Origin of the sequence: Bradyrhizobium sp. HKCCYLRH1030 (assembly GCF_051168395.1) — a bacterium.
In the GTDB taxonomy this organism is placed as follows: domain Bacteria; phylum Pseudomonadota; class Alphaproteobacteria; order Rhizobiales; family Xanthobacteraceae; genus Bradyrhizobium.
In genome coordinates, this window is record NZ_JBNPUY010000012.1 from 123,821 (window position 1) to 149,352 (window position 25,532).

23 protein-coding genes are annotated in these 25,532 nt (G+C 66.2%); 12 read left to right on the plus strand and 11 right to left on the minus strand.

Annotated elements, in window-relative coordinates:
• Positions 1–3 precede the first annotated feature (3 nt).
• Positions 4–630 (plus strand): FMN-dependent NADH-azoreductase, encoded by a 627-nt coding sequence (locus ACQR1E_RS29155; RefSeq protein ID WP_315752539.1) that lies wholly within the window; start codon positions 4–6, stop codon positions 628–630.
• 105 nt (positions 631–735) lie between these two features.
• On the opposite strand, the gene ACQR1E_RS29160 is transcribed toward ACQR1E_RS29155, so the two are convergent.
• The 7 genes from ACQR1E_RS29160 to ACQR1E_RS29190 are packed head-to-tail and all read right to left on the minus strand — an operon-like array spanning position 736 to position 9,660.
• A complete protein-coding gene (locus ACQR1E_RS29160) occupies positions 736–1,734 on the minus strand; it encodes an FAD:protein FMN transferase (protein WP_316170909.1) in 999 nt (332 codons plus the stop codon).
• Positions 1,731–2,288, minus strand: a complete 558-nt coding sequence (locus ACQR1E_RS29165; protein ID WP_315717454.1) for a nitrous oxide reductase accessory protein NosL — start codon at positions 2,286–2,288, stop codon at positions 1,731–1,733. The genes ACQR1E_RS29160 and ACQR1E_RS29165 overlap by 4 nt, the downstream gene beginning before the upstream one ends.
• Positions 2,285–3,115: an ABC transporter permease gene (locus ACQR1E_RS29170; RefSeq protein ID WP_316170908.1), complete on the minus strand. Its 831-nt coding sequence runs from the start codon at positions 3,113–3,115 to the stop codon at positions 2,285–2,287. Before ACQR1E_RS29170 ends, ACQR1E_RS29165 begins: the two co-directional genes overlap by 4 nt.
• On the minus strand, positions 3,112–4,032 hold the full coding sequence (locus ACQR1E_RS29175; RefSeq protein ID WP_315827796.1) for an ABC transporter ATP-binding protein: 921 nt from the start codon (positions 4,030–4,032) through the stop codon (positions 3,112–3,114). The genes ACQR1E_RS29170 and ACQR1E_RS29175 overlap by 4 nt, the downstream gene beginning before the upstream one ends.
• A complete protein-coding gene (locus tag ACQR1E_RS29180) occupies positions 4,029–5,420 on the minus strand; it encodes a nitrous oxide reductase family maturation protein NosD (protein ID WP_434841987.1) in 1,392 nt (463 codons plus the stop codon). Before ACQR1E_RS29180 ends, ACQR1E_RS29175 begins: the two co-directional genes overlap by 4 nt.
• A 3-nt stretch (positions 5,421–5,423) precedes the next feature.
• A complete protein-coding gene (gene nosZ / locus ACQR1E_RS29185) occupies positions 5,424–7,349 on the minus strand; it encodes a TAT-dependent nitrous-oxide reductase (protein WP_315717460.1) in 1,926 nt (641 codons plus the stop codon).
• Positions 7,350–7,359: 10 nt separating this feature from the next.
• Complete coding sequence (locus ACQR1E_RS29190) at positions 7,360–9,660, minus strand: 4Fe-4S binding protein (protein WP_434841986.1); 2,301 nt, start codon at positions 9,658–9,660, stop codon at positions 7,360–7,362.
• Positions 9,661–9,869: 209 nt separating this feature from the next.
• Here ACQR1E_RS29190 and ACQR1E_RS29195 point away from each other — a divergent pair, with 209 nt between their 5' ends.
• A complete protein-coding gene (locus ACQR1E_RS29195; RefSeq protein WP_315717461.1) occupies positions 9,870–10,739 on the plus strand; it encodes a ferritin family protein in 870 nt (289 codons plus the stop codon).
• Positions 10,740–10,818: 79 nt separating this feature from the next.
• On the opposite strand, the gene ACQR1E_RS29200 is transcribed toward ACQR1E_RS29195, so the two are convergent.
• The 4 genes from ACQR1E_RS29200 to gspD form a co-directional block, all read right to left on the minus strand.
• Entirely contained in the window at positions 10,819–11,937 is a 1,119-nt protein-coding gene (locus ACQR1E_RS29200; RefSeq protein WP_434897889.1) for a hypothetical protein, read from the minus strand.
• 230 nt (positions 11,938–12,167) lie between these two features.
• The gene (locus ACQR1E_RS29205) at positions 12,168–14,045 is read right to left on the minus strand and encodes an alkaline phosphatase family protein (protein ID WP_434897890.1); all 1,878 of its coding nucleotides are present in this window, start codon (positions 14,043–14,045) and stop codon (positions 12,168–12,170) included.
• Between the two features lie 246 nt (positions 14,046–14,291).
• A complete protein-coding gene (locus tag ACQR1E_RS29210) occupies positions 14,292–14,786 on the minus strand; it encodes a tetratricopeptide repeat protein (protein WP_434897891.1) in 495 nt (164 codons plus the stop codon).
• Positions 14,787–14,811: 25 nt separating this feature from the next.
• A complete protein-coding gene (gene gspD, locus ACQR1E_RS29215; protein ID WP_434897892.1) occupies positions 14,812–17,115 on the minus strand; it encodes a type II secretion system secretin GspD in 2,304 nt (767 codons plus the stop codon).
• 256 nt (positions 17,116–17,371) lie between these two features.
• Here gspD and ACQR1E_RS29220 point away from each other — a divergent pair, with 256 nt between their 5' ends.
• The 10 genes from ACQR1E_RS29220 to ACQR1E_RS29265 are packed head-to-tail and all read left to right on the plus strand — an operon-like array spanning position 17,372 to position 25,529.
• Entirely contained in the window at positions 17,372–19,027 is a 1,656-nt protein-coding gene (locus ACQR1E_RS29220; RefSeq protein ID WP_434841983.1) for a GspE/PulE family protein, read from the plus strand.
• An 8-nt stretch (positions 19,028–19,035) separates the two neighbouring features.
• Positions 19,036–20,247 (plus strand): type II secretion system F family protein, encoded by a 1,212-nt coding sequence (locus ACQR1E_RS29225; RefSeq protein ID WP_315827804.1) that lies wholly within the window; start codon positions 19,036–19,038, stop codon positions 20,245–20,247.
• Positions 20,248–20,267: 20 nt separating this feature from the next.
• Complete coding sequence (gene gspG, locus ACQR1E_RS29230) at positions 20,268–20,750, plus strand: type II secretion system major pseudopilin GspG (RefSeq protein ID WP_315717468.1); 483 nt, start codon at positions 20,268–20,270, stop codon at positions 20,748–20,750.
• Positions 20,743–21,207: a prepilin-type N-terminal cleavage/methylation domain-containing protein gene (locus tag ACQR1E_RS29235; RefSeq protein ID WP_434897893.1), complete on the plus strand. Its 465-nt coding sequence runs from the start codon at positions 20,743–20,745 to the stop codon at positions 21,205–21,207. The genes gspG and ACQR1E_RS29235 overlap by 8 nt, the downstream gene beginning before the upstream one ends.
• On the plus strand, positions 21,200–21,598 hold the full coding sequence (locus ACQR1E_RS29240) for a PulJ/GspJ family protein (protein WP_434897894.1): 399 nt from the start codon (positions 21,200–21,202) through the stop codon (positions 21,596–21,598). The genes ACQR1E_RS29235 and ACQR1E_RS29240 overlap by 8 nt, the downstream gene beginning before the upstream one ends.
• Positions 21,598–22,317 carry a PulJ/GspJ family protein gene (locus ACQR1E_RS29245; protein WP_434897895.1) on the plus strand — a complete coding sequence of 240 codons (720 nt, stop codon included), beginning with the start codon at positions 21,598–21,600 and terminating at the stop codon, positions 22,315–22,317. The genes ACQR1E_RS29240 and ACQR1E_RS29245 overlap by 1 nt, the downstream gene beginning before the upstream one ends.
• Positions 22,317–23,261: a general secretion pathway protein GspK gene (locus ACQR1E_RS29250; RefSeq protein WP_434897896.1), complete on the plus strand. Its 945-nt coding sequence runs from the start codon at positions 22,317–22,319 to the stop codon at positions 23,259–23,261. Before ACQR1E_RS29245 ends, ACQR1E_RS29250 begins: the two co-directional genes overlap by 1 nt.
• The gene (locus ACQR1E_RS29255; RefSeq protein ID WP_434897897.1) at positions 23,258–24,340 is read left to right on the plus strand and encodes a PilN domain-containing protein; all 1,083 of its coding nucleotides are present in this window, start codon (positions 23,258–23,260) and stop codon (positions 24,338–24,340) included. Before ACQR1E_RS29250 ends, ACQR1E_RS29255 begins: the two co-directional genes overlap by 4 nt.
• Entirely contained in the window at positions 24,337–24,900 is a 564-nt protein-coding gene (gene gspM / locus ACQR1E_RS29260; RefSeq protein WP_434897898.1) for a type II secretion system protein GspM, read from the plus strand. The genes ACQR1E_RS29255 and gspM overlap by 4 nt, the downstream gene beginning before the upstream one ends.
• Entirely contained in the window at positions 24,900–25,529 is a 630-nt protein-coding gene (locus ACQR1E_RS29265; protein ID WP_434897899.1) for a hypothetical protein, read from the plus strand. Before gspM ends, ACQR1E_RS29265 begins: the two co-directional genes overlap by 1 nt.
• Positions 25,530–25,532: the final 3 nt, after the last annotated feature.

Here is a 25,532-nt window from a genome sequence, read left to right on the forward strand (position 1 = left end):
GGCATGCCAAAGCTGCTGCATCTCGTCGCCTCGCCGCGGGCAGATTCGGAATCCAGCGCCGGCGCGCGCGCCTTCCTGGACCGCTTCAGGCAGGCGCGGCCGGGCTGGGACGTCGACGAGATGAATCTGTGGCGCGAGAGTCTGCCCGAGTTCGACGGCGAGATCCTGCAGGCGAAATATGCCCGCATGGGCGGCCGCGCCTTCACCGACGGCCAGCGCCGGGCGTTCGCTGTGGCCGAGCGCATGGCGGTGCGGCTCGATCTGGCCGAGCGCGTCGTGATCTCGACGCCGATGTGGAATTTCGGCATTCCCTACAAACTCAAGCACTGGCTCGACATCATCAATCAGCCGGGCCTCACCTTTCGCTTCGATCCGTCGCGTGGCTACCTGCCGCTTCTGAAGGATCGTCCGACGCTGGTGATCCTCGCCAGCGGCGGCGACTTCACCACCGGCATCAGCCGGGGGCGTACCGACCTCGCGACGCCCTATCTGCGCGAGGCGCTGCGCTTCATGGGCCTTCGCGACCTGCACTTCGTGGCGATCGGGCCGACCAGCGGGCCGGCGGCGCACACCGGCGTGGCGCGTGAGCGGGCGCACAGGCGGCTCGTCGAGATGGCCGCGCGATTTTGACGAGGCAGCCGCGCGGCGCGCATCAGGTCCTAGCAGCAAGCGGTGCGGCCTTCGACCGGCGACCGTTATCCTCTAGCCGCGCTCTCGACTGATTCGGCCGCGAATTCAAGCGACAAGCTCGACTGTCGCTCCGGTCGCGTCGATCAGGTGGACACGTTCGATCTCGGTGCGGGGCAGCAGGGCGCGAATCTCAGGCTCCGACATCAGGCTGAAGGCGGTCGAGAGCGCGTCTGCCGCCGTTGCATTGCCGGCGACCGTGGTCACGCTGCGATAGCGCTGCGCACAGCCGCCGTCGTGCGGATCGAACAGATGATTGAAGCGGCCTCGCGGATCGAAGCGGAAGCCATAGGCGCCCGATGTCGATACGGCGCGATCGATGATCGGAAGCAGTGCAGCGGTCCGGTCGGGAATGTCCGGATCGGCGATTGCGATCTCCCAGGGCCGTGCATCCGGCCGTGCGCCGATGGCGCGGGCTTCGCCCATGTCGACCAGGCTGTGCTGCACGCCCTCGCTGCGCAGGAGCTCGACGATCCGGTCCGTGACATAGCCCTGCGCGATGCCATTGAGGGTGAGCGCCATGCCGCGCGGCATGACGATGCGATCGCGGCTGACGCTCAGCCGCTGATGGCCGACCCGCGCCAGCGCCTCTTGCACGGCCGCTTGCGGCGGCCCGTCGGGATTGGCATGCGGGCGCGAAAAATGATCGGCATAGAGCGTCCACAGCGGTTGCACCGTCGGGTCGAAGCGGCCGTCGGTCATCGCGGCGTAGCGCTGCGAGCGTGTGAGGATGTCGACCAGCTCGGGCGCGGGGTCCACCAGCACGCCGGTGCGGTTCAGCGTCACCAGCGCCGATTGCTCCAGATACAGGCTGAACAGGCGCTCGAGCCGCCGGGCTTCGCCGATCGACACCGTGATCAGCCGTTCGGCTTCCTGCCGGTCGCGGTGATGAAGCTTGATCGTGGCGACGGCGCCGAGCAGCGTGCCGCGCCATTCGACCGACCCGCTTGTGCTGTCGGCCGCCTGCGCCCAGGAAGGAGCAACCGCGAGGCCCGCCAATGCGGCGCTGATGCGGATGAAGCGCCGGCGCGAGAGGTGAAGTGTCATCGCTGGACTCCCGTGGTTTGCTTCGAACCCGGCTCGGCCAGACCGGCGTTGTCGTCGGCGGAGCTCAGCACGTAGTCGCGGGGCACCTCGGTGAAGCCGACGATGCGGCCGCCGTGCTCGGCAGCGAACCGCTCGGCCGCGGTCCGATCCGAGAACGGCACCGCCTCGTCGCTGCCCATGCCGCTCCTGACCCGGCTGCCGATCACGAACACCGCCTTGCGCGCCTCGACCCAATTGTCGGCGCCCGGATTGTCCCAGCTCGCGGCTTTGCCCATGTCGGAGACGTAGATCGCCTGGATGTCCTTGGGCTCGTCGGGCAGCATCGTGAAGGCGATGGCGTCACGCGCGGAGGAGAACCACACCGGTTCGATCAGGCTGGCGGCGAAGATCTGTCCCTTGGGGCCAGAATGCTCGAGCAGATTCATGCCGCAATAATGCCCGATCGCCTCCGCCGTCAGCTTGATCGGCGGCGGCGGCGCGGCCGCCTGCCTGTCGTTGCAGGCGGCAAGCGCAAAGGCGGCGATGAGCAAGCCGGCGAAAGCGAGGCGTTTCATAGCTCCCTCCGGGAGAAGGCCAGCGCGGCGCCGGCGAGCGGCACCAACGTCCAAAGCACCAGCGCTGTGAGCAACACCTGCACCGACAGCGTGCTGCTGCCGGCGAGCCCGGCCATGCCGGAGAACAGGCTGACATTGGCGAAGCCGGTCAGGTTGAACAGCCGGTAGGCGTCGGTCGGGTTGAGCAGCAGCAGCGCGCTGAGCACGCCGCTGGAAACGTTGCGGCCCTGATCGATCACGAGAAGGCCGAGCAGCGCCATGTCGTAGATCAGGACGAGCACGAGCCACAGACCGATGCTGACCCCCGCTGCGGTGCCGCGGTCGCGCACCACTGCGCTGACGAGATAGCCGATCGCGACGAACACCGCGCCAAGCAGAACGGAGGAGCCGATCATCGCGGCGAAGGCCGCGAGCCCGTCACTGTCGAAGTGACTGCCGGCGATCAGCAGCGCTACGGCAGCGGCGCCATAGCCGAGGCAGGTCGCGAAGGCGAGCACCGCGAGATGACCGAGGAACTTGCCGAGCAGCACCTGCCAGCGCGCCACGGGATAGCTGAGCAGCAGCAGCATGGTGCCGCGCTCCATGTCTCCGACGATGGCGTCGTGCGAGATCAGAAGCGCGATCAGCGGGATCAGGAAGATCGTCAGGCTCGACAGGCTGACGATGACGACGTCGAGCGCGCGCGCGCCCACGGTGCCGGTCGGTGCGCTGCCGAGAAAGGTCAGCGACAGCGCGAGCCCTGCCAGCAGCAGGGTCGACGCCAGCACCCAGCGGTTGCGGATCGCCTGCTGGATTTCCTTCGCGGCGATGGTGATCACGGCATTCATTGCGAACGCTCCGCGTGGCGCAGGAAATGCGCGTAGAGCTCGTCGAGACTGGGTGGAATGAGCTCGAGATCCTGCACGGCGGTGCCGTCGGCCGTCGCACGGCGCAGCAGAGCGATCTTCTCGTCCGGCGCTGCGTCGATCTCGACGATGTGGCCATTGACCCGACGATAGGAGGTCGCCTCCGGCAGCCAGGAGGGCCGGCCGGATGGCGGCAGCTCAGCGACCTTGACCCGGATCCGGGTCGGCAGTCGCGCGAGGCGGCGCAACTCGTCGAGCGTGCCGTCGGCGACCTTGAGTCCCTTGTTCATGATGATGACACGGCCGGCCCGCTCCTCCAGCTCGGTCAGCGCATGCGATGACAGCAGCACCGTCGTGCCCTCGGCGGCGAGCTTCTGGATCACCTCGTAGAACGTCTGGCGCAGCTCGGGATCGAGACCGGTGGTCGGCTCGTCCAGCAGCAGCACGCGTGGCCGGCCGATCAGCGCCTGTGCCAAGCCGAGGCGCTGGCGCATGCCCTTCGAGTAGGTATTGACGCGGCGTCCGGCAGCGTCGCCCAGCCCGACGACATCGAGCAGCGCCAGCGCGCCCTTCACAGGCTCGCGCTTGAGGCGGGCGTAGAAGCTCTGCGTCTCGCGGCCGGTGAGCGCGGCATCGAAGGCGACGTTCTCCGGCAGATAGCCGAGCCGACGCCGCGAGGAGAACTCGCCCGCGGCCGGGTTTTCGCCGAGCAGCGCGATCGCGCCCTTGGTCGGTCGGATCAGGCCGAGCATCATCTTCATCAGCGTGGTCTTGCCGGCGCCGTTGTGGCCGATCAGGGCCACCATCTCCCCGGCCGCGAGATCGAACGACACGCCCTTGACGGCTTCGACCTTGCCGTAGTGCTTGATCACGTCGGCGATATGGACGGTCGCGCTCATCGGGCGCTGCTCCTAGCGGCAGTGCGGCGCGCCGGCGGTGGCGACATCAGCGGATGGCTGTCGACCACGCCGCCGGGCAGGATCGCCGGGAACTGCGCCTGCGCCCAGCGGATCACCTGCACGGCCGGGCTGTTGATCAGGACCTTGGCGGCCGGCGCGGTCCACAATACGCGGTCGATCAGATCATTCGGCCGATAGGCGGTGTCGGCAATGCCGTCGCCGTTGAGGTCGAAGCCCGGGTTGTCGCTCCAATAATTGCCGCGGCCGTCTTTCGACCAGTCGAGATGGCGGGTGCCGACATACTTGATCTGGCTAGCATTGTTGACGAAGGCATTGCCCCTGATGTCGTTGCCCTCGGAGCCGGCGGTAAAGTGAACGCCGATCTCGCACCCTTCGAACCAGTTGTCGGTGATATGGTTGTTGTTGGTGTTGTAGATGAACACGCATTTCTCGGGACCGGGACGGGCGCCGGCGGTCGGCGTGGCCGTGCTCGCATCGGCCTGCGGCACGCCTTCGTCGGTGCCGCGGTTCTCCGCGGTGGCCCAGCGCTCCGCCGGCTGCAACCCGCCGATCACGCTGTTGCCGGCGATCTGCGAGCCGTTGGCCGCGTTGAACAGCAAGCCGCGGTCGCGGTCGTGATCCGAGACGTTATCCCTCACGACGAGCGCCTTGGAGAACATCATCGCATAGCCGATGATGTTGCGGGTCGAGACGTTTCCGGAGATTTCGCTGTCGTTGGTGTACATGAAGTGGACCGCGAAGCGCAGGTCGCTGAAGCGATTGCCGCTGAAGACGTTGTTGCGGCTGGTGATGGCGAACACGCCATCGCGGCCGTACCGGAATTGGTTGTCGATCACCTTGGCGCCCGGCGCGTTCCAGACCGAGACGCCGTTGCCGGTGACGCCGCCGCGCGTCGCGCGCAGGCCGATGATGCTGTTGTGACGGACCATGGCGTTGGCTGATCCGTGCAGATAGACGCCGAACAGATTGCCCTCGATGCGGTTGTTCTCGATCACTGCGTCGTGCGCGGCCTGCTCGACGAAGATGCCGGAATCCATCTTCTCCAGCGCGCGGCCGGATCCGTCGATGGCGAGGCCGCGAATGACGGTGCCCGGCGCCGCCACGGTGATGACGCTGCCCTCGCCACCACCGCTGATCACGGCGCCCGGAGCCCCAGCCAGCGTCAAGCGGTGGCTGATCCGTAGCGGTCCGCGATAGGTGCCGGTGGCGAGCGCGATCTCGTCGCCGTCGGCGGCGCGGTCGAGCAGGGCCTGCAGGTCGGTGGTGTCAGTTCCGACCTGCAGAGTCGCCGCCTGGGCGCGGAAGGGCAGGCCGGCGACGACGAGCGCCGCCAGCCCCAGAGTCTTGATATGGCGCATGCGCCGCATCGCTCACGCGTTCCGCGGCGAGACCAGCATGCGTCCGCGCATTTCCATGTGCATGGCGTGGCAGAACCATGTGCAGAAATACCAGTACACGCCGGGCTTGTCGGCGATGAACGTCACCGACGAGGTCTGCTGCGGATCGATCTCCATGTTGACGCCGTAGTTGACGATGCAGAAGCCGTGCACCAGATCCTCGACGTCGTCGATGTTGGTGACATAGACCGTCACCTCGTCGCCCTGCTTGACCTCGAACTTTTCGAGCGCGTAGGCGGGCGCGCTGGACCACATGTAGACGCGCACCTTGTTGCCATCGCGGATCACCTTGGCGTCGCTCTCCAGCGTGACGCCGTCGGCTGCGGCCTGCTTGCGGGCGTCGGCGAAGAACGGGTCGTCGCGTTTCCAGATCGAGGTCACGCGGCCCTCGAGCTTGGAGCGGTGCACGATCACGGCGTCATGCGGCTCAGCGAAGCTCGGGCCGTCATGCACCAGCTCCATCTTGTCGCCGGAGATGTCGATCAGCTGGTCGTTCTCCGGCTTGAGCGGGCCGACATTCAGGAAGCGATCCTTGGAGAACTTGTTCAGCGACAGCAGCCATTTGCCGTCGGCTTCCTTGGTCTCGCCCATCGAGGCGTGGTTGTGGCCCGGCTGATAGTGGACGTCGAGCTTCTGGATGATGGGGTTGACCTTCTCGCCCTTGAAGGCGCGCTTGGCGAGATCGAGGCTCCATTTGCAGACCTGGCTGTCAAGGAACAGCGTAGTGTAGGCGTTGCCCCGGCCGTCGAAGGCGGTGTGCAGCGGCCCGAGGCCGAGCTCCGGCTCGGCCACGACGACGTCGCGCGGCTTGATCTTGTCGTCGAACAGGTTGTCGATCAGGCGGACGTCGATCACCGTGACCGTCGGCGCCAGCTTGCCATTGGCGACGACGTGGATGCCATCGGGGGCCGTGTTGAGGCCATGCGGACTGTTGGAGACCGGCACGTAGCGCGTGTAAGGCGATCCTTTGCGGCCGTCGATCACGGGAACGCCGTTCATCTCCTTGAAGTCGCCCTTCTTGACGGCCTCCTCGATGCGCTTGATGTTGAAGATCGTGACCCAGTCCTGTTCGCTTGCCGTCATCTCGGCCAAGGTGACGCCCTTCTCCGAGTTGTAGCAGGTCGAGAACGCATATTTGCCCTGGTAGTCGCAGTCGGTGTTGTCGAGATTGCCGTCGACGATCACCTGCCAGGCGACCTTCATGGTGTCGCCGTCGACGGCCGAGAACATCGACCAGTATTTCGACTTGTCGTCGAGCACCTTGCCGTCGTTCGGCAGCGGCACCTCATATTCGCCGTTGCAGAAAACGTAACCGGTGCGCGGGAACTTCTGCGGACGCATGCCGTGGATGGTGTACTGGTTCGGCAGCTCGATGATCTTGTCGCATTTCATCACGTCGGTGCGAATGCGGGCGAGGCGGGTGTTGGCCTTGTCGTTGATGAAGATGTAGCGGCCGTCATATGTGCCGTTGGTGAACGACATGTGCGGATGGTGGCAGTCGCCGTTCATCCAGATGCCGAGCCGGTCCTTGAGCCGTTCGCGCGTCTCGGGCAGCAGCCCCTCGGTCATGATCTTGCGGCTCTCGTTGGTTTGGCCCCAGCCGGTGGCGCTGCACCGGTTGAAGACCGGAATGCGCATGAGCTCGCGCATCGAGGGCATGCCCACGATCCGCAACTCGCCGGTCTGGCCGCTGGAGAAGAAGACATAGTACTCGTCGAGCTGGCCGGGCGCGACCTCCGCCTTGCCGGCGCCTTGCGCCGGTCGCGACTGTGCGGCGGCCGGCGTGGTCTCGACGCTCTTGCCGAGGCCGATGCTGCCGGCCACGCCGGCCGCGCCGAGCGCGGCGGTGCCGACGATTTGTCGGCGGCTGAGTTTCGTCTGGTCGTCGTCGTGCGCCATCGTCGTCTCCTTATGATGGATGAGTGAGATCGTTGGATTGAGCCGGCGCCGTCGTCGGCCGACCGGCATGGGTGATCACGGTCTTCGGACCGGATTTGGCGGCGCGCATCGACGGCGATGACATCGCCTCGAACTTCTCGCGCTTGAGCCGGACCTGGATCATGTGCGGACAGCGCTGATCGTCGTAGTAGAGCTCCTGGCAATGCATGCAGTAGATGCATTCATTGACATTGATGTGTCCTTCGGGATGGATCGACTGCACCGGACATTCCTTGGCACAGCGCTGGCAGGGCGAGCCGCACTCCTTCCAGCGACGCAGCCATTCGAAGGTGCGGATGCGTCCGGGAATCGCCAGCGCGGCGCCCAGCGGGCAGAGATAGCGGCAGAAGAAGCGTTCGATGAACAGGCCGATGCCGAGCAGCGCCGCGGCATACAGCACGAACGGCCAGCTGCGCGAGAATTTCAGGATGATCGCGGTCTTGAACGGCTCGACCTCCGCGACCTGCTCGGCGAGCGCGACCGAATAGAGCGACAGGCCGAACAGGCCGAGGAAGATGATGTATTTGATCGGCCACAGCCGCTCATGCAGCCCCCAGGGCACCGTGATCTGCGGCACCTTGAGCCATTTTGCCACTGTGTTGGTCAGCTCCTGCAGCGCGCCGAACGGACAGAGCCAGCCGCAGAACGGCCCGCGGCCCCAGAACAGCAGTCCAGCCGCCGTTGCCGCCCACAGGATGAAGATCAAGGGCGCCGCGAGGAAGAACTCCCAATGGAAGCCGGTCAGCAGCGCGTTGACGAAGGTGACGACGTTGACGACCGAAAGCTGGGCGTTGGCGTACCAGCCGAGCCAGACCAGCACGAACAGCAGATAGGCGCGGCGCACCCAGGTGTAGAGCCGGGGACGGCGCACCAGAACGTTCTGGAAGAAGAAGATCCCTGTGAGCGCGGCCAGCGCCAGCGCGGTGATGCCGATGGAGATCGTCTGCGAGCGCCAGATGCGCATCCATAACGGCTCCTCGGTGTCGTCGGCGACCGGTTGCGCCGTGGTCGGGGCGGGACGCGCGGACGTCGCCTTCGCTGCCGACACAGCGGGGCGCGTCTGCTGCTTCAAGTAGGCGTCGGGCACCGTGTAGTCGACATCGAATGTCAGGAACGCCTTGTCGTGGCTGCCTGTGCTTCGTTGCACCAGGAGCTGGAGCTGCCATGGCTCGGTCGGGTCGAGCGTGAATTCGGGCGGCGTGATGAACAGTCCGATCTCGCGCAGGGCAGGGGCGCCGGCGGCGGTCAGCGCACCGAGTCGCATGTGGTTCTTGTCGCGGAACCGTGTGCTTCCGCCCTCCTGCAGCACCTCGATACGGTCGAAGATGCCGCCTCGGACATAAGCGGAGCCCTTGAACGAGTAGACGCCGTCGCCGGCGACGACGATCGCCTGCTGTCCGGGCTGCAATCGCTGCTTGAGTCGCTGATAGCCCTCGTCGCCGAGCAGGCTGCGGCCGATCGTGGGCACGCTGGCCATGGCCACATAGAGATCGATGAAGGTGTCGCCGGCATCGCCGGGCTCCGGATTTTGCGCGGCCGCCTCATTGCCCGACTTGGCGAAAGCGTCGTTGACGTCGCCGATGCTGAGATGCAGGCGCCGCACCGAGCCGTCGCCGAGCAGGCTGCTCCAGTCGCGGATCTCGCTCTTGTCGGGATCGACCGTCTTGGTCTCGCTCGGCTGCGCTGTGGCGGCGCTCGCCGCTGAGCCGGCGCCGATGCGGCCGCTGCGGATCAGGCGCGTGGCGGCGCGCACGATGCTGTCGTGCATCACCAGCACGGTGACCGTGGCACCTGAGACGATGTCGGCCTGCGGCGCATGTTCCGCGCCTTGCGCAATCGGCATCATGTCCTTGCCGAGCAGGCCGTTGAGTGCGGCAACGATGCGTGGCTGGGGAATGCCGATCAGCACGATCGGCTCTTTGTGATCGACCAGCTTCAGCCCGGTGATGACGCCCTTGGGATCGATGCCGACGAGGATGTGGATCGGCTTGCCCGAATAGCCGACGGAATTGGCGAAATCGGAGTTGAGATAGACGTAACCCTTGAGCTGATCGCCGCGATACACCGGCATGATCGGCGGCTCGCCTTGCGGCACGCCGAAACGATCCGCATCCGGGAACAGCTCACCCGGCGTGATCTTCGAGAGGTAGGTTGCGAGATCGCCGGCCGCATGTGCTGCGCGCGGGGCCGCGATCGCGCAGAGCCCGATGAGGATTGCTACCAGGATAGCAGGCATGCGCCACCGATGGGTGGCGACATCACTCGCAACCATGATCACCTCAAGCGGAACGGACGGCCCGCGAAGGGGCCGTATTCCAGTCAGGACTGTTTCGGGGAAGGAAGGATCGTCGCCATTGACAATCCCTGAGCAAATAGAGCCAGGCTAAATTGACTCCTTATCGTGCCGGTTGTCTAGTGGGTCGCAATCCGACGGACGTTGCGCTGGATCAAACAAGCCAGGACAATCAGGCGGACCATCATATGTTGTTGACACGCACGCTCTCGCTCAAGTCGGAACCGGCCGGGAACCTGCATTCGATCGACGAGCTGTTCGCGCTCGCCAATGCGATGGAGCAGGAGGCGGCCGATCGCTACGACGAGCTGTCCGGAGAGATGCAGCGTCAAGGCCGGCTCGATCTGGCCGCTGTCTTCGCGAGGCTGGCCGCGGCCGAGCGCGAGCATGTCGACAGTGTCGCGCAATGGTCGCAAGCGCGAACGGGGCGTGCCCCCGATGCGTCGCTGGTGCGCTGGCAACCACCGGAGACCTTTGAGCCCGGCGTGGCACGCGAAATCCAGGACTCGCGGCTGATGACGCCGTACCGCGCGCTGTCGATGGCGGTGCGCAACGAGGAGCGGGCCTTTGCGTTCTGGTCCTATCTTGCGGCATTTGCCGATGATCCCGAGGTCAAGAGGGCGTCCGAGGCGATGGCGCGAGAGGAACTCGGTCATGTCGCGACGCTGCGCAAGGAGCGGCGCCGTGCCTATCATCTTGAGACCGACGCCAGGCGCGCGGCGTCGGTGGCGTCGGACGCCGGCACGATCGACGCCGGCCGGCTGGAGCGTCGACTCGCCGAGTTGCTCGACGCGATGGCTGTGCGCGCCGCTGGCCGCCCGGCGGATCGCGTGCGCGAGCTTGCGCAGGAAGCCGCGGCAATGGCATCGGAGGTTGCGGACCTGTTGCGCCTGCCGGCTGGGCTCGCGCAAGCCGATGCGGCCGTGCTGGCGGAGGCGCTCGCGGACGCGTATCTGGAGCATGCGGAGCGAGCGACCGAACCGGACCGGCTCGATCTGATGCAGCGGCTGGCGTCGCAGGCGATCGCCCGGCTGGCCTGGCTGCGGTCGCTCGGTTGAGTCCGACTCCAGAACTCCGCGAAAGAGGCGAAAGACAAGGGTCGCCCAGCCAAGCTGGACGACCCGATCATCATGAGGCTCAGTTGCGGGTCGGCGCCGGCACGGCGGTGCGGTTCGCTGGCACCGTGACGGGCTGGAAGGAGAACACGTCGCGACTGCGCGGATCGACGGTCACCTTGAGCCAGCGGACGTCATTGTTGCCGTTACCCTGATTGTCGCCGAACGTTTCGACGCGAACGAAGTTCTCGAGCCGCTGGCCGGTACTGTTGAGGAACGGCTGGTCGACCCGGAAGTAATGGGAATCGCCGTGGACGTAGGCGACCGGCTTGCGGAACGCCTCGACTTCGGTGCGCAAGGCGGTCAGAAAGCTGACGAAGCCATCGGGCTGCCCGTCGGTTTCGGCGAGCGTCCTCGGATCGCGCAGCGGCGCGCGCGTCGGGTCGGCCTGGTCCCAGCCCGGGTTGCCCTGGGTGATGAACATCACCGCGGCGGAGTTGCGCCTCTTGGCTTCCGCGAAGGTCTGTTGCATCCACAGAATCACGGCCGCGTTGCGCGCGTTGTATTCGTCCGGATCGGGATTTGTGTCGCAGAGATTGTTGCAGGATCCCTGGATGTTGAGGGTCGCGTAGGTGACCCGGCCAACGGTCCAGCGGCGATTCTCGACGCAGCCGACCTTGGTGCCGTTGGCGCTCAGACACAGCGGATCGGTCTGCACCTCCTGGCGCAGCTTGCGCTGGCCGAGCGAAAACGGCGTCGAGAAGAACACCTTGCGCTCGTAATCGAGCCGGTCGCGCGAGTTGAAGCCGCCATTCGAGGGGCGATCGCAATCGACCCAGTCATTGTCGCCCGGGGTGAACATCGCGGGCGCCTCGAGGCTGTTGAAGAAGGCGAGCGCCTGGGCGTAGAGGCCGGCGTCGCAGGCGGAATTGGAGCCCTGCTTCAGGTCGCCATCGTGCGCCGTGAATTTCAGCCGATGGGCGTTCATGTCGGCGATCAGGTTGGGGACGCCGACGGTGGCCTGCAGCGTGGAGTAGGGCAGGTCGCCCCACAGGCCGATGGCGTAGCTGTCGTCATCGTCGTCGAAGCCATGGTCGTGCGCAAGGCTCGGCGCGGCAGCGGAAAACGCCAGCAAAGACACCGTGACGGACAATGCGAGCAATTCATGAAAGGCAGATTTGAAAGATGATCGAAGTGACATTCTGCAAGATCCCCCAAGACCTCGGTTGCAACGCGCCGCTTCGTTCAAGCGGCGGCGGGACGATGCGGAGGCTCGATAACGGGGGCGTGACGATCGGCTGACAATCCGCTGACGGCGTCACGATGTTGCAAATCGGTGCACCATCAATCTCGTCGCCGCGCACAATGCGCAGATGGCCCGCCGCAACGTGTGCGGCGGGCTGTTCCTGACAGCGGCAGACTCCCGGTCGATCAGCGGTCGTCGCCGTATCCGTGCTCACCGTGGTCGTGATGATGCCAGCCGCCGTCGTGATCGTGATCGCCATCGTTATCGCCGAAGGCGAACAGATTCATCAGGTCGCCGATCGCAGGACGGTTCTTCGGCACATAGCGGTTGTCGTCCCGGTCATGGATCGGATTGGGGAGTCGGTCGCGGCTGACGGCAGAGATCGTGGGCAGCCGCCAGTTGCGCTCGATGAACTTCAGCAGCGAGACGTGATCGTAATAGGTGTGGTCGACATGACCCTTCTTGGCCAGCGGCGAGACCAGGACGAAGGGAATGCGGGTGCCGTCGCCGAGGAAGTCGACCGGCTGGACATAGCCGGAGTCGTAGTAGCCACCGCCTTCGTCCGTCGTGATGAAGATCGCAGTCTTGGCCCAGAGCTGGGGGTTGGCCTTGACGCGATTGATCAGGGCCTCGAGGAATTTTTCGTAGAGGTCGGTGGTCGAATCGGCGGGATGCCCGGCGAGCGCCTCGAACGGACGCACGAATGACACTGCGGGCAGCGTGTTGTTCTGCACGTCCTTCACGAAGGCGCCGTAGTTCTGCAGCTTGGCTTCCTCGGCGGGGTTCTTCATGATGTTGTTGAAGCCGGTGAGCGGGTCGCAGATGCCGCAATAGGAGTGGAACAGCAGCGGCACGCCGTCGACGCTCTTGGCGAAGGTGGTGGCATCGTCACCGCGGTCGGCGCTGTAGTATTTCCAGGACACGCCTTTTGCGGTCATCACGTCGGCGATGGTCGGCGCGCTCTGCGGCGGCAGCACGAATTTGTCCGAGCCGAGGGCATTCGGCTTGGCGCTGGTCTGGTTCCAGAACATGCTGTAGTTGTTGACGAGATAATAGTGGTTCGGCGCGCAGTTGTTGCTATAGACGCCGTTCTTGAAAAGCTGCTCGTTGACGGCGGCGACGCCGGGCGCGCTGGGGTCCGAGCAATTGACGTAGGAGCCGCCGCTGTAACCGTCCTGCTTGTAGTAGTTGTTGGTGCCGGGAACCGGATCCGGATTCTCGATCTGGTTGGCGTAGGGCACGGCGGGGGCGCCGTTCAGCGTCTCGGGATTGGTGAAGAACGCGGCGTGGCCGGTCACGAGCGCCTGGAAGTTGGCTCCGGTGCCGCCCATGATCGCCTGATGATAGTTGTCGCTGATCGCATACTCGTCGGCGAGCTGCTTGAAGAACGCTGCGTCACCGGGCTGGGCCTTGCCGGCGGCGTCGGTGAACGGGTTCATATTGTAGAAGCCCATCGAGATGGCGCCTTCCATCGGGTTGAACCCGCCGGCCGGATAGGGCTGACCGTTCGAGCCGGTGCCGATGGTCTGCTCGACCCATACGAATTTGTCGTGCTTGCCGCCGTCGATGTCCTGCCACATCTGGAAGAAGCGGTGCACCGGATCTCCGGTGTAGGCGGCATAGGAGACGTATTTCGAAATCTGGTACGGGCCGTTGGGAAGATTGGCCGGGAAGCGGGTGTCGAGGACGTTCTGCGGCAGGCCGATCCCGTAGGTGGTGTAGGGCTGCGGCAGTGTCGCATAGGCGCCGGTGGACGCGGTCTCGGCAGTGTAGCGAACCTCGTCGCGGCCGATCCGTTGCTCCGCCTTCTTGAAATGCCGGCCCGGCGTGCCGTCTTCGTTGACGATGCCCTTGCTGAGCAGATTGTCGATCGTCTGACCCGCCTTCGGCTTGTAGGTGCCGAACAGATTGTCGAAGGTGTGGTTCTCGCCGACGATGATGATGACGTGCTTGATCGGTGTGCTCGTCGCCGGTTCGGCGAAGGCTGGCGCGACGCTGGTCGCGGTGAAGACGGCGGTGGTCGCAAGGGCGAGCGCCTTGGACCGTGTGACTGTTCTGGTCATGAGATCTCCGGACGGAGGAGGGTGGTGGCGCGCGCATGCTGATGGCCGCTTGCCTGCGACGATCTATCGCGGCAACAAATTGCAACGTGGTGTCGGTCTTGCTTCGGTTTTGTGAAATGCGCCGAGCAGCGCGGATACTGGACACGCACGTCACAGCACCAGCTTGGCAGCGCGTGTGCCGCCAGGAGCTTGACTCCATTGCTGTCGGGAGCCAGCGCTCGCCGGGCTATGGACCGGTGATACTGGTCAGAGCTGGCCGGGCACCCAGCTCAGCGCGAGGGCTTGGCCTTGCGCGATCTGGCTGGCCGACATTTTGGATGCGACGGCGTTGCGAAGCCGCAGGAAGTAGCTGCGCTGGGTCGACTTGGCATGTCCGGCAGCAAGGTTCAGCCATTTGTAGGCGAGCACGACGTCCTGTGGAACGCCATGACCCTTGTCGTACATCAGGCCGAGCATCGCTTGGCCGAACGGATTGCCGGCTGCGGCGGCCTGACAATAGAGATCGCTCGCGACCTCGTAGGCCTGCGGGGTTCCAAAGCCGTTTTCATACATGAAGCCGAGCATCGCCTGAGCGCGTGGATCGCCGCGCAGGGCAGGCGGGGTCAGCACGCGCACGGCGCGGACGAAGTCGCCGCGCGCATAGGCGATGCGTGCGGTGCTGACCGAATCGGCGCGAACGGGCGAGGCGAGTGCTCCGAGCAGCAGGATGGCTGCGGTGCAGGCGATGGTGAGGCGCCCCATTGTCGGCCGGATCACTTGGCTGGGGTCAACGGGTGGTGCGGACACGCAAATCATCCGTGATGCTCGCTCCGACTGATCCGCGGAGCTTGGAACGGAGTTCTTCTGCCACCTGATGCGCATCGCTGCCGTCGCGAATGATCTGCGGCCGGATGAAGATGATGAGCTCGGTGCGCGTACCCTTCTTGCCCTGATGCGAGAACGCGTCGCCAAGAACCGGAAGCTCGTCGAAGGCCGGAATGCCGTTGCGATTGCCGGTCTGCTGCTCGCTGATCAGGCCCGCCAGCAGCACGGTCTGGCCGTTGGCGACGGAGATGGCGCTCTTGACCTTGCGCTGCGACACCGTCGGCGTGAGACTCGCGGCGGTCTGGGCCGCGACGTTGCTGATCTCCTGCTCGACCTCGAGCCGCACATTGCCGTTGGCGGCGATGCGCGGCACGACGCGCAGGATGATGCCGGTGTTGCGATAGTCGATGGTGTTGACGACAGTATTGCTCGACGACAGTACGGTCGCGCTGCCGGTCGATACCGGCACGACGTCGCCGACCTGCAGGGTGGCGGTCTGGTTGTTGATCACGACCAGCGAGGGATTGGAGAGCACCTTGACGCTGGTGACGGTATGGAGTGCGTCGAGGATCATGTTGGGCGAGGCGTCGTGTCCGATCAGGAAGTTGAAGCCGGGCAGAGCGCGGTTGATCAAGGCCGTCGTCGCCGCGGATGTCGTCGCTGTGGCGACCGACGTGGCTTGCGTATTGGTGATCGATCCTTTGTCGGTCCCGAGGCCGAGCACCTTGCTCGAAAGATAGGCCTGCACGCCGTAGGACAGCTCGTTGGTGAGCGTCACTTCGGCAATCGTGGCGTCGATCCCGACCTGCAGCACCGGCTGGTCGAGCTGCTGCAGCGTGCTGGAGATGATGCGGTAGTTCTCGCGGTCGGCATAGATGAGCAGCGAGTTGTTCACCGTGTCCGGGGTGATCCGGACATTCGGCATGATGGCCTGGCCTCCGCCAGCACCACTGCTGCGTGGCTCCAGCCCGGTCGAGGACGGCGTACTGCTGGAGGACGACGTGCTCGAAGATGACATGCTCGGGAGACCACCGCCCTGGGACCTGCTCGTCGGATTGGCGCTCGAACTCGATGAGCCGGCTGCATTGGTGTTGAAGGACAGCCGGTCCGCGACGGACGTCGTGGTGCCGTCGGACCCCGGCGCGGTCTGGCCGTCGGCGCCGTCGGTGGAGGACGAGCCGGCGCCGCCGAACATGTCGGTGAGCACCTTGGCGAGCTGGCGCGCGTCGCCGTAGCGGACCCGGTAGACGTGGACGCTGGTGCGCCCGGAGTCGGCCTGATCGAGCCGGCGGATCCAGGTTGCCGCGCTCTGCAGCAGCGCTGGCTTGCGCGTCACGACCATGATCGCGTTCAGGCGATTGACGACCTGCAGCTTGACGAGATTCTGGCTCAATCCGTTCTCACCGGAGTCCATGATCTTCTCCAGCTCCGCCATCAAAGGCTCTGGCGCCGAATTGCTGACCGGGAAGATGCCGACGGACTGGCCGCGCATCCAGTCGACGTCGAAGCTCATCACCGTTTCGATCGCGGAGCGTCGCTCGGCTCCTGTGCCCTGGATCAGAAGCAAGTTCCGGGTAGTGTCGGCGCGCACGCTGCCGGCGCGAGTCGCGAAGCTGTCCATAAGCTTGAGGATCGTCTGCGCACCGACATATTGCAGCGGCACGACGGAGACGCCGTAGCCGGGCTCGGCGCGGCCGGCCTCGCCGTCGACGCGTCCGGCGCCGATGGCGTCGCCGAGCGGGGTCAGCTTGTAGCCGCCGCCTTCGCGGACCAGCACCACGCCGGACAGGCGCAGCGCGCTCTCCAGCACAAACAGGATGTCGGATTTCGGCACCGGCCGCGCCGACACCAGGCTGACGCTGCCCTGCACGCGGGGATCGATCGAGTAGCCCGCGCCGAGGATGTCGCCGATCACGACCTTCGCGACCACTGCGATCGGCGTGTTCTCGAAATTGAGGTCATAGCCCTTGCCATCGGCCGCCGGAAGCGGCCTGACCTCGGCGACCTCCTGAACCGTGGTCCCCTGATATGTCCGCGCGCTCGCGCGCTCGACCTCGGGGCGTCCCTGGATCGATGCGACCGGTCCACTGTCGCGCGGCAGGATATCGAGCGAGCGCACCTTGTCGATGACGTCGACATCGGCCGGCGCGCTGGCCTGGGAATTAAGCGTTGCCATGTTGCAGGAGGCGAGCAGCACCGCAATCGCCAGCAGCGAGGCAGGTCTGACAACCGCAGCGGACTGGCTTCGATTGCCGATACGAAACATGGACTTACCGATCTACTCGTGTTGACCGGCCGAAACGCAGCAGCGCCTCGTTTAGACCGCGCAGCCTGCATAGCGGTCCAATATGACACTTATGTATAATTGGCGGCTGCCGCCCGACCTTTGCGCCGCATGTGTGTCGGAAATGTCGGCGCCTCCGGCATTCGTACAGCCGTCATGTTCGCGATCAATAACGAGGGTCACCAGTAGCGGCGTGCCGAGACGTTGGGGCCGGCACGGGCGCCACCCGGATCACGCCATGAGCGGTACACTGTCGACCCAATTTCATGCCTATCTTCGCGAGCGCCATCCCCAGGCGGCGGGCGAAGGCGGAGCTGCGGGCGAAACGCAGATCGCGCTCTGGGACAGGTTCGGCCTGACCGCCGACGTTTTCGCGGAGGAGGTCGCCGGCTTCACGGGACTGCAGCGCGTCGCGCTGCGCGAACTGATGGCGGCACTGCCCGCGGTGAGCGAGTTCTCCGACCGCTTCCTCCGCGAGGTGCTCGGCTATCCATACAAAGATTCTGACGGCGCCGCCGTGTTCGCGATGGCCGATCCGACCGATCAGGCCGTGCGCCGGGCCGCCGAACTGGTACTCGGCCCGCAGACTCTCTTCAAGGTCGCCTCGCACGAGGATATCGCCGTCGTCCTCGACCAGCGGCTTGGCGATTCCGACGACGCCGAGATCTCGCCGGCGCAGGAGATCCGTGACGACGACATCGAAAGTCTGCGCGATCTCGCCAGCGGCGCGCCGGTCGTCCGCGCGGTGAACGATCTGATCGAGAAGGCGGTAGAGATGCGCGCCAGCGACATCCACATCGAGCCGTTCTCGACCGGCCTCGTGGTCAGGCTGCGTGTCGACGGCCTGTTGCGTCCGATCGCGGCGCCGGCCGGCGTGCTGCCGCAGGCAGTGATCTCGCGCATCAAGATCGTCGCCGGTCTGAACATCGCCGAGCGGCGCCTGCCGCAGGACGGCGCGGCGCGCATTCGCGCCGGCCGGGCCGAAATCGACGTCCGCGTCGCGGTCATGCCGACCCAGCACGGGGAATCGGCGGTGCTGCGCATCCTGCCGAAGGATCGCTCCCAGCTGGTTGCGAGCCGCCTCGGCCTCGCGACCCGCGACGACGCTGCACTCCGGCGCCTGATCACGCTGCCGCACGGCATGATCGTGATCACGGGGCCCACCGGCAGCGGCAAGACCACGACCCTGGCGACGATCCTGTCCATGCTCAACACGCCGGAGCGCAAGATCCTCACTGTCGAGGATCCGGTGGAATATGAGATCCCCGGCATCAATCAGTCTCAGATCAAGCCGGCGATCGGGCTGACATTTGCGAGCGCGCTGCGCTCCTTCGTGCGTCAGGATCCCGACGTCATCATGGTCGGCGAAATCAGAGACAGCGAGACGGCGCATGTCGCCGTCCATGCTGCGCTGACCGGCCATCTGGTGCTGACGACGCTGCACACGGAAACCGCCGCGGCGGCGGTGCCGCGCCTGCTCGACCTCGGCGTCGAAGGCTTCTTGTTGCGGTCGACCCTGCGCGCGGTGATCGCGCAGCGGTTGGTGCGCCAGCTCTGCGATCACTGCAAGACGCCGAAGCCGCTCGATGAGGACACCTGTCGCCAGGACCCACGCCTCGGTCATCTTGGCCTCGTCCCCGGCGACATCACCTGGCACCCTAGGGGATGCGAGCGATGCGGCCAGAGCGGCTATCGAGGCCGGGTTGGTGTGTTCGAACTGCTCGAGCTGAGCAGCGGTCTGCGCGAGCTGATCGCGGATCGTGCCGACGGCCTCGCGATCGATCGGCTGGCGATCCGGGAAGGCATGACGACTATGCTCGATGACGGTGTCGCCAAGTGCCGTGCGGGTGTCACGTCGGCCTCCGAGCTGCTTCGTGTCCTCGTGGCGCGGTGAGGTGGATCGTGCCGAGCTATCGCTATCGCGCGTTGACGCAGTCCGGTGAAATCGTCGTGGGATCTCTCGTCGCGCCGTCGCGCAGCGAGGTCGAACGGCGCATCTCGTATCTGCAACTGCTGCCGATCGAAACCGTGGAGGAAAAGAAGGAGCGGACGGGGGCTGCGTCCGGGTTCTCGTTCGGCGCTCCGTCCGCGGCTGAAGTGACCACTTTCACGCGCGACCTGGCCCTGCTGCTCAAGGCCGGCGCGCGGCTCGACGACGCGCTCGACCTGCTGTCCGGCGACTCCGACATCGGCCGCCTCCGTCCCGTGGTGGCGCGGCTGCGCGCGGCGATCATGGCCGGCGAAAGCTTCGCCGACGCGGCGGCTGCCCAGCCGCAGCTGTTCTCGCCGATGTATGTCGCGCTGATGCGCGTCGGCGAAGCGTCGGGAACGCTCGACCACGTGCTGACTGCGCTGGCCGGCGAACGCGAGCGTTCCGAGGCGACGCGACGCAAACTGACCGACGCGATGCAATATCCCGCCTTCGTCTTCCTCGCGGCGATCGGCGTGATGCTGTTCTTTCTCGTGGCCGTGCTGCCGAACTTCTCCGCCGTGCTGCGCGACTTCGGCGGCCGTGCCGATACCGCGCTCGGCTTCTTCATGACGATGTCGGATCTGCTGCGCGCCAATGCAGTTGCGATCACGCTCGGCTGTGCGGCGCTGCTTGCGGCAGGCTGGTGGCTGTTGCGTCAGCCCGCGGTTCGCGCCGGCCTGACCAGTGTGCTGGCGGTGACGCCCGGCATCGGCAGCCTCCTGCTGTTCTATCGGACCAGCCTGTTCTGCCGCAATCTCGGCCTGCTGCTCGGCTGCGGCGTCAATCTGAGCGCCGCCCTGCGCATCCTCGTTGACGTGATGGCGGTGACGTCGTCGCGCGCGCCATGGTCGGCGGCGGCGGATCGCGTCCGTCACGGCGGCAAGCTGTCCCAGGCGCTGTCGGCCGACAACATGCTGCCGCCGATGGCGCTGCGCATGCTGCGGCTCGGCGAGGAGACCGGCCAGTTGCCGACGCTGTCGACTCGGATCGCCGAATTCTACGAAGCCAAGCTGCAGCGGGGACTCGACCGTGTCGTCGGCATCGTCGGTCCCGCCGCCATTCTGCTGATCAGCGTGGTCGTCGGGGGCCTGATCGTCTCGATCATGACGGCCCTGCTTTCGGTGACGCAACTGGTCGGCTGACCGACATCAAGGAGAACGATATGAGATCAGATACGCAGATCGAGCCGGCCACGAGGGCCGGGCGCGAGCAGGAGCGCGGCTTCACGCTGGTCGAGATGCTGGTCGTGATCACGATCATCGGACTGATCATGGGGCTGATCGGTCCGCGCGTTCTGAACTATCTCAGTGAATCCAAGACCAAGGCGGCGCGGATCCAACTGCAGAGCTTCTCGGCGGCGCTCGATCTGTTCTATCTCGATGCCGGCCGCTACCCCTCGACCTCGGAAGGTCTCGGTGCGCTGGCGCAACGGCCGGCCGGACTGAGCGCCTGGAACGGCCCCTATCTCAAGGGCGGTGCCGTGCCGAAGGATCCGTGGAATACGGCCTATGTCTACCGCGCGCCGGGCGACCACGGCCCGTATGACATCCTGTCCTACGGTGCCGATGGCCAGGAGGGCGGCAGCGGAACGGCGGCGGACATCGTCCTGGGAACGCCGACGCAGACGAGCGCGCGCAGTGAGTGACGACGGCCAGCGCGGTTTCACGCTGCTCGAGATGGTCTGCGTGCTCGCGATCGTCGCGCTGCTGGCGTCGGTCGCGCTGCCTTATCTGCCGCGGCAGACGTCGCGACCGCGGCTGCAGGCCTATGCGCTGCAGGCGGCGACGCTGTTGAAGTCGGATCGTGCCTCATCGATGCGGACGGGTACGCGCGTCGACACTGAGGTCGACACGTCGCGCCGCTTGATCCGCTCCGGCAGCGGCGCGGCTGCGTTGAAGCTGCCCGACGACGTCGCGTTCCTGGCGACGTTGCCGCGCAGCTGCCAGCATCGGCCGGTGCTGGCGACGATCAGCTTCTTTCCTGACGGCCTGTCCTGCGGCGGCGCGATCACCCTGTCGCGCGCCGATCTGAGCCTGGAGATCAGGGTGAACTGGCTGACGGGGAGGATCGACATTGTCTCGCGCGCGCTTGCCAATGGTTGATATAGGCGACCGGAGTGACGCAGGCTTCACGCTGATCGAGGTGCTCGTCGCGCTTGCCATCGTCAGCGTGTCGATCATCGCCATCGGCGCCGTGGTGTCGCGCAACGCGGCCAGTGTTCGCAAGCTCGAACAGCATGTCACCCTGGTCACCGACATGAGGCTGGCATTGGCAACGATGCTGGCCGATCGCGGCCGGCTGCAGCCGGGCAGGATCGATCAGCGCTCCGGCTCCGGGGCGGTGGTGCTGCAGGTCAGGCCGCTCGGTGGTGATTGGAATGAGCCGGCCGGGCAGACCGGGTGGATTCCGGAGGCAGTGACCTTGCGTGTGAAGACCGGCTCGGGCGCCGTCGCCGATGTGCAGACGGTTCGCCTCGCGCGAGGAGCGCGCTGATGCGCGTCCCACCCGATCGACCGAAACAGCAGGGCTTTGCGCTGATCGAGGCGCTGGGCGCGCTCGCGATTGCCGGAATCGTGTTGTCGGCGCTGGCTGCGGTGACGTCGCAATGGCTGCCGGCATGGAAGCGCGGATTGGATCGCGTGCAGCGCGCCGAGATGGTGGCCGCCGCGCTGCGGCGGGTCGGCGATGATTTCGCTGCCGTGCAGTTTGTTTCAGCCAATCGCGAGCAGAAGGGACCGCTGTTCGTGGGCGACGAGGTCTCGGCGGTGTTCGTGCGCGCCGAGTTTGGTCCGAATGCGGGACATGGCCTCGATATCGTGCGCATCGGCGAGGAAGGGGGCAGGGGCGAGCGCGCTCTGCGGCGATCGCGTGCCGCGTTCGAGCCCGTGTCGGTCGGCCAGCCCGTGGCCGAGCATTTCAAATTCGTCGATCCCGTGGTGCTGCTGTCGGCGCCGTTCCGGATGTCGTTCGCCTATGCCGACAGGACGATGGCCTGGACGACGGAATGGCGCGATGCGACCAAGCTGCCGTCCGCCGTCCGCATGACGATCTACGACGACAGCCGTGGCGGCGCGGCCGTACTCGTCAGCGCAGTCCGTATTCAGGTCGATGCGCCCGGGGGCGGTTTTGCCGATACGGGAGCGGGCGGCACCGCGAACCAGCCAGCCGTGGCCGAGCCGGCCCAACCGAACACGAGCGAGCCGGTCGACTGATGCCCGTTCGCTTCTTCAGCAATGGCTCTGCCGACCGGCGCGGCGCGCAGGATGGCTTCATCCTGATCGCGGCGCTGTGGATGCTCGCGGCGCTGGCGGCCCTCGTCGTGGTCGTCTCGCAGCAGCTGGGCAGCTCGGCGCGGTTGCTGCGGCTCGAAGATGAGGCGGTCGAGGCCGATGCGCTGATCTCGGCGGCCATCGAACTGTCGGCCTATCGCCTGCTGCTGTCCAAGGATGAGGAGCGGCCGCGGCAGGGCGGTTTCCGCCTGGCCCTTGCAGGCAACGACATTGCGGTCTCGTTCGTCAACGAAGCGGCGCGGATCGATCTCAATACGACCTCGAAGGACATGCTCGAAAACCTCTTCGTCACGCTGGGCGTCGACCGGGATGCCGCCAAGGATCTTGCCGAGCGGGTGGTTGCGTGGCGCTCCAAGCCATCCGATGCAGCCAAGGCGCAGGCGGAGGAGGCGCGCTATGCGGCGGCCGGTCTCAAGCGTGTGCCGCGCCTGGCGCCGTTCGCGCATGTCGGTGAGCTGTCGCTCGTCCTCGGCATTCCCGCATCGCTCGTCGATCGGGCCCTTCCGTTGGTGACCGTCTTCAACGGCTCTCCTGGAATCGATCCGACGATCGCTGCACCGGAGGTCGTTGCAGCGTTGCCGGGAATGACGCCGCTGATCTTGAAGGATTTCCTCAACGCAAGGGCGTCGCTGTCACAGGATGCCGATACGCTGGCCAAGACGCTCGGTCCTGTTGCGAAGGATGCCGCCAAGGGCAAGAGCAAGGCCTATCGGCTGCGCATCGTCGTCGGTCCGGCGGGCGGGCTTCGTCATGCGGCGACGGCGGTGATCGTTCCCGGCGAAGGCGAGGAGCCTTATCGGCTGCTGGCGCGCCAGGACGAGGGGCCGCAACCGAGGGGAGCGCTTCAGGCGCGGGGAATGCCATGAAGCTGACCGAAGCGATCGAGCGCGGACTGACGGTGTGGACGGCGAGCGTCGCGACGGCGATCGAAGCCGTGGCCGATCGGCTGCTCAGACGTCCGCAGGTGCTGGTCCGCCATGACCGAACAGAAAGCGTCGTCTTGACGATTCAGGCGCAACCGAAGGCGAAGGCGAAGGTGAAGCCGATGCCGGCGCCGGCAAGGGTGAATCCGGCGGCCGGCGCTGCGCAGGCCGGGCTCTCGCCGGATTGGCTGCGAACGTTGCGCGGCGCCGCGCTGGAAATCCATCTGGCCGCCGAGAGCGTCCTGGTCCGCCCGCTCGACTTTCCGAAGCAGGCCGAGCCGTTTCTCGACGGCATGATCCGGACGCAGATCGGCAGGTTGACGCCGTGGAATCTCGATCAGGTCCTCTACGGTTGCAGCGCCCCGCGCGCAGTCGGGGATCGGATCGCGCTGACGCTCGCGGCGACGCCGCGCGCTCTGGTCCAGCCCTTGCTTGCCTTGGCCGATCAGGTCGGCGCCGCCAGGCTCGTCATCACCGCCGATGTCGGCTCAGCCGATGGCGGCCAGATCCAGATCTTCAAGACGTCGCTGCGCTCGTCGCTTGCCGGCGGGCGCGATCTCGGGCGCGTGCTCAAGCTCGGCTGGCTGTCGGTTGCTGCGACCACGGCCGTGCTGCTGATCGCGACAACATTGATCGGCGGATATCTCGATGGCGAGCTCGAAGATGCGCAGGCGCAGGTCACGCGGCTGCGCGCGGCGCTGCGGCCCGCGATGGGCGCCACCGCCGCCGACGGGCTGCTCGCCAAGCGCAAGCAGACCAGTCCCGCCAGCGTCATCGTGCTCGACACGCTGTCGAAGATTCTGCCCGACGGGACGTATGTCGTCGAGATGCATGTCGAGAACGATCGGCTGCAGATCTCCGGCCTGACCCAGGACGCCCCCGCGCTGATCCGGCTGATCGAGCAGTCGCCGCAGTTCAGCCGCGCCACCTTCTATGCGCCGACGACGCGCACCGCCGGGGAAGCGGGCGAGCGTTTCCATATCGAGGCGCGCATCAACGCCTATTTCGGGGACCGGGCATGAACTGGTCGACATCGCTGCGCCGGATCTTCGTGAACTCGCCGGCCGCTTCTGCGATCCTCTATGCGGCGACCATCGTCGCACTGCTCTGGCTTGGTGCTGCAGCGGTCGCCGATCTCGTCGCCAAGCGCGACCAGCTCAATGACACCAACGCGCAACTGGCGCAGTTTTCCGGACGCAAACGGCCGGACAGCAGTTCCTCCTCGGACAGCGTGACGGCTCCGGGCGGATCGGTGTTCGTCGAGGGACGAACGGTCACCATCGCGGGCGCGGCGCTGGTGCAGCGCCTCACGGAGGCGATCAGCAAGGCCGGCGGCAGCGTGCTGTCGACCCAGGTCGAGCTACCGGCGGCGCGCGGCAACGAGAACCTGATCAGCGTCGTCGCCAGCTGCGAGCTCGAACAGCCGGCGCTGCAGCAGTTGCTCTATGATCTCGAAGCGGGATTGCCGTTTCTCTTCGTCGATCAGCTGCACGTGCAGCAACCGCTGGCGGCCGCGACCGGCGGTGTGGGGCGGCTGACGGTGCTGGTCACCGTGTCGGGCCAATGGCAGGGAAAGATGTGATGCGATCGTTCGTCGGTTCAGGTCTCGTCACCGTTGCGACCGTATGCGTGCTTGCAGCTTCGCTCGGCCGTGCCTGGGGTGAGACGGCGGATGGTCTCGAGTCCGCTGCGCCCGTGCAGGCCGCGCCCGGCGCCTCCGACCCGCCGGCCGTTTCCGAGGCGCCCAGCGCGCAAGTCCCGGGGCGCAGGAGTGCCAACCCGCTGTGGGATGTTCCGATCAGTGCTCTCTCGGCGACGCGCGACCGTCCGATCTTCTCGGCCTCGCGCCGGCCGCCACCGGTTGCCGCACCCGTCATGGTCATGCGAGCGCCGCCGCCCCCGCCGCCGCAAGAGCCGGAACGACCAAACCTGCAGCTCGTCGGCACGGTGATCGGCGACGAGGAGAGCTTCGGCATCTTCGTCGATGCCTCGTCGCAGGCTTCGCTGCGCTTGCGGGTCGGCGCCTCGCATGAGGGATGGGTGCTGCAGTCGCTGCGACCGCGTGAGGCCTCGCTGCTGAAGGCGCCGGAGACCGTCACTCTGCAAATGCCGCAGCTCGGCACAGCCGGCAGCGGCGACGTGCAGGCGGGACCGATGACCCCGCCTGCGCCGCCGGGCGGACGCGAGCGGATGGCGCGGCGGGCGCGTTGAAGT

Bases quoted from the DNA above. Each gene is read 5' to 3' on its own strand.
- ACQR1E_RS29175 (WP_315827796.1), bottom strand. From the start codon at position 4,032: ATGAGCGCGACCGTCCATATCGCCGACGTGATCAAGCACTACGGCAAG.
- ACQR1E_RS29180 (WP_434841987.1), bottom strand. From the start codon at position 5,420: ATGCGGCGCATGCGCCATATCAAGACTCTGGGGCTGGCGGCGCTCGTC.
- ACQR1E_RS29200 (WP_434897889.1), bottom strand. From the start codon at position 11,937: ATGTCACTTCGATCATCTTTCAAATCTGCCTTTCATGAATTGCTCGCA.
- ACQR1E_RS29220 (WP_434841983.1), top strand. From the start codon at position 17,372: ATGAGCGGTACACTGTCGACCCAATTTCATGCCTATCTTCGCGAGCGC.
- ACQR1E_RS29245 (WP_434897895.1), top strand. From the start codon at position 21,598: ATGCGCGTCCCACCCGATCGACCGAAACAGCAGGGCTTTGCGCTGATC.
- ACQR1E_RS29155 (WP_315752539.1), top strand. From the start codon at position 4: ATGCCAAAGCTGCTGCATCTCGTCGCCTCGCCGCGGGCAGATTCGGAA.
- gspD (WP_434897892.1), bottom strand. From the start codon at position 17,115: ATGTTTCGTATCGGCAATCGAAGCCAGTCCGCTGCGGTTGTCAGACCT.
- nosZ (WP_315717460.1), bottom strand. From the start codon at position 7,349: ATGGCGCACGACGACGACCAGACGAAACTCAGCCGCCGACAAATCGTC.
- ACQR1E_RS29170 (WP_316170908.1), bottom strand. From the start codon at position 3,115: ATGAATGCCGTGATCACCATCGCCGCGAAGGAAATCCAGCAGGCGATC.
- gspM (WP_434897898.1), top strand. From the start codon at position 24,337: ATGAACTGGTCGACATCGCTGCGCCGGATCTTCGTGAACTCGCCGGCC.
- gspG (WP_315717468.1), top strand. From the start codon at position 20,268: ATGAGATCAGATACGCAGATCGAGCCGGCCACGAGGGCCGGGCGCGAG.
- ACQR1E_RS29205 (WP_434897890.1), bottom strand. From the start codon at position 14,045: ATGACCAGAACAGTCACACGGTCCAAGGCGCTCGCCCTTGCGACCACC.
- ACQR1E_RS29240 (WP_434897894.1), top strand. From the start codon at position 21,200: ATGGTTGATATAGGCGACCGGAGTGACGCAGGCTTCACGCTGATCGAG.
- ACQR1E_RS29265 (WP_434897899.1), top strand. From the start codon at position 24,900: ATGCGATCGTTCGTCGGTTCAGGTCTCGTCACCGTTGCGACCGTATGC.
- ACQR1E_RS29190 (WP_434841986.1), bottom strand. From the start codon at position 9,660: ATGGTTGCGAGTGATGTCGCCACCCATCGGTGGCGCATGCCTGCTATC.
- ACQR1E_RS29210 (WP_434897891.1), bottom strand. From the start codon at position 14,786: ATGGGGCGCCTCACCATCGCCTGCACCGCAGCCATCCTGCTGCTCGGA.
- ACQR1E_RS29250 (WP_434897896.1), top strand. From the start codon at position 22,317: ATGCCCGTTCGCTTCTTCAGCAATGGCTCTGCCGACCGGCGCGGCGCG.
- ACQR1E_RS29160 (WP_316170909.1), bottom strand. From the start codon at position 1,734: ATGACACTTCACCTCTCGCGCCGGCGCTTCATCCGCATCAGCGCCGCA.
- ACQR1E_RS29165 (WP_315717454.1), bottom strand. From the start codon at position 2,288: ATGAAACGCCTCGCTTTCGCCGGCTTGCTCATCGCCGCCTTTGCGCTT.
- ACQR1E_RS29255 (WP_434897897.1), top strand. From the start codon at position 23,258: ATGAAGCTGACCGAAGCGATCGAGCGCGGACTGACGGTGTGGACGGCG.
- ACQR1E_RS29195 (WP_315717461.1), top strand. From the start codon at position 9,870: ATGTTGTTGACACGCACGCTCTCGCTCAAGTCGGAACCGGCCGGGAAC.